Below are 3,033 nucleotides of genomic sequence, written 5' to 3' on the forward strand. Positions count from 1 at the left end.
TACTAAAATGTGAAAATTTACGAAAGGTATATGGCTCTGGAAATAATCAGGTCGTGGCTCTGGATCATATTGACCTCTCCGTTCAAAAAGGAGAATTTGTGGCAATCGTTGGTGCGTCTGGCTCCGGGAAATCTACCTTGCTGCATATTTTGGGCAGTGTGGATAAGCCCACAGAGGGAAAAGTAGTGATAGAAGGAACGGATATATCTAAGATGAACCGAACGCAGGCGGCGATTTTCAGGCGCAGAAAAGTGGGGCTGGTCTATCAGTTTTATAATTTGATTCCAACGCTTACCGTCCGAAAAAATATCCTTATGCCGCTCATGTTAGATAAACGGAAACCCAACCAGGAATATTTTGACCAGATTGTCCGTTCACTAGGCATTGAAGATAAGCTGGATTCTCTTCCAAACCAATTATCGGGCGGGCAACAACAGCGTGCGGCCATCGCTCGGTCTTTGATCTATCGCCCGGCCATCTTACTTGCTGATGAGCCAACAGGAAATCTTGATCGAAAAAACGGAGAAGAAATAATTGACCTATTGAAATTGTCAAACCGCAACCTGGACCAGACCATTCTGCTGATCACCCATGACGAAAAGATTGCTTTAGAAGCAGATCGTATTATAACCATAGAGGATGGGAAAATCGTCAGTGATCAGAAACGGAGGTAAGGGTATGTGGAAAGACTATTCAATCGGATTTATAAAAAGGAATCGCGCTTCCAGCTTATCCGTCCTCGTTGCCGCGTTCATATCGGCCTTGTTTCTGTCTTTGCTGTGTGGCCTGTTCTACAATTTTTGGAATTACGAGATGGAATCGATTGTCCTGGAAGAAGGGAACTGGCAAGCCCGCATTACAGGAACATTTGAAGAAGATGCGGTGTCTGACATTGAGTACTTTGCCAATGTGGAGACCGCTGCTGTCAATGAAGAATTATCAAACGGGCAAACCCTTGTAATTGATATTTGCTTTTACAACATGAGGTCAGTATATCAAGATATGCCCCTGATTGCTCAGCAACTGGGAGTGCCCGACAGTTCCGTGTCGTATCATGAATCCTTGCTGTCAATGTATTTTATCTATAACCCGCAGGATACCACCCCGCCTCTATTGATAGCCTTTTATTTGGCTGTGCTTCTGATTGTATCGGTGTCTTTGATTTTGATTATTCATAACTCCTTTGCTGTATCCATGAATGCCCGTATTCATCAGTTTGGTATTTTTTCCAGCATAGGGGCAACACCGGGACAAATTCGTACCTGCCTTTTGCAAGAGGCGGCTGCTCTCTGTGCCATCCCAATTTTGCTCGGAAGTTTTATCGGAATTGCCTTGACTTTCGGAACCATACAGATTGTAAATGTTCTTGCGGATGGCATTGTAGGCAGGCATAATGCAGTATTTACTTACCATCCTCTCGTATTTGCCGCCACAATTCTGGTATCAGTTCTGACCGTGTTGATTTCTGCATGGCTGCCAGCCAGAAGACTAAGCAAGCTGACCCCGCTGGAAGCCATTAAAAATACAGGCGAGTTACAGCTAAAACGGAGGAAAAAATCTCGTATCCTTGCACGATTGTTTGGAGTAGAAGGTGAATTGGCCGGCAATGCGCTGAAAGCGCAGAAGAAATCCTTAAGAACCTCTACACTGTCCTTAACGCTCTCCTTCCTGGGTTTTACGTTCATGTTGTGCTTTTTTACTCTTTCAGGAATCAGCACAAACCATACTTATTTTGAACGCTACCAGGACGCCTGGGATGTCATGGCAACCATAAAGGACACCCCGATAGAGGATTTTACTCACGAAGATGAAATCCATACGCTGAATAATACAGACAGTGTAATCTATCAAAAGGCTGAGGCTTATAGTTCTGTTCCCATGGCGGCTATCAGCGAGGAAGTGGAGAGCCTGGGAGGATTAGAGGCGTTGGCTGGAACCTCTGTCAGCGTTGCCGGTGATACCTATACGATCCAGGCCCCTATTGTCATTATGGATGACAGCAGCTTCGCTGCATACTGCGAGCAGATCGGCGTTTCTCCGTCAGGAACAGGAAGTGTGATTCTGAACCGTATTTGGGACAGCGTAAACAGCAATTTCAGGTACAAAGAATATGTTCCGTTTTTAACTGAGGGACAGGACACTATCCTCTTGCAGAATCGTGATGACGCGGCAGCCACTGTTACAATTCCTATTTTGGGCTATACACAGGAGCCGCCGGTTTTAAGAGAAGAATACGATAACTATGCTTTGGTTCAGTTCCTTTCGGCTTCATCGTGGGAACAGATCGAAGAAGTGATTGGAAATGCAGAACAAGACACATATATCCGCGTACTAGCCACGCAAGAGCGAACCTTAACGGAATTGAATACGATAGAAACGGAACTGACAAATATTCTAGGGCGTGAATTTACGCTTGAGGTGGAAAACCGTGTTCAGGAAAAAATAGACAATGACGCCATGTTAAATGGCTATCAGCTGATTATCGGGGCATTGTGTGCATTGCTTGCTATGATTGGAATCGCCAATGTCTTTTCCAACACGTTGGGTTTTATCCGACAACGGAAAAGAGAGTTTGCGAGGTATATGTCTATCGGTATGACACCGGAAGGTATGCGTAAAATGTTTCGGATTGAGGCCCTTGTTATTGCAGGACGTCCCGTCCTGATTACATTGCCGATCACTGTATTGTTTGTATGGTTTATGATAACGGCAAGTTACCTGAATCCAATAGAGTTTTTGTCAGTGGCTCCGATTGTTCCTATCGTAATTTTTATCGCAGCAATTTTTGGATTTGTTGCACTGGCATATTATGTAGGGGGCAAAAAAATCCTGAAATGCAACCTAGCAGAAGCACTACAAAATGATTATATGGGATAAACCTGCATAAACATTGCCCGGCCGGACGACGGCAAAAGAAAAAAAGCCGTCGTGCAGCAGACAATTACCACGCCCAAAATGGAGCGGCGGCTTTGAAGCACAGTAACCGCTCAATAATCCCGTGCCCTGACAACCTCCACAAATTGTGCGATACTG

At 44.9% G+C, this 3,033-nt stretch carries 2 protein-coding genes; both read left to right on the forward strand.

Going from position 1 to position 3,033, the window contains the following annotated elements; genetic code table 11:
* Window positions 1-674, forward strand: a 674-nt coding sequence (locus AC1WIP_RS13750) for an ABC transporter ATP-binding protein (RefSeq protein WP_481142363.1), incomplete at its 5' end; no start/stop codon positions are given.
* A gap of 4 nt (window positions 675-678) precedes the next feature.
* Complete coding sequence (locus AC1WIP_RS13755; RefSeq protein ID WP_481142364.1) at window positions 679-2,877, forward strand: ABC transporter permease; 2,199 nt, start codon at window positions 679-681, stop codon at window positions 2,875-2,877.
* Window positions 2,878-3,033: the final 156 nt, after the last annotated feature.

The sequence above is a fragment of the Acetatifactor sp. genome (assembly GCF_982438285.1).

Coding starts and splice junctions, on each gene's coding strand:
- AC1WIP_RS13755 (WP_481142364.1), top strand. CDS start 679: ATGTGGAAAGACTATTCAATCGGATTTATAAAAAGGAATCGCGCTTCC.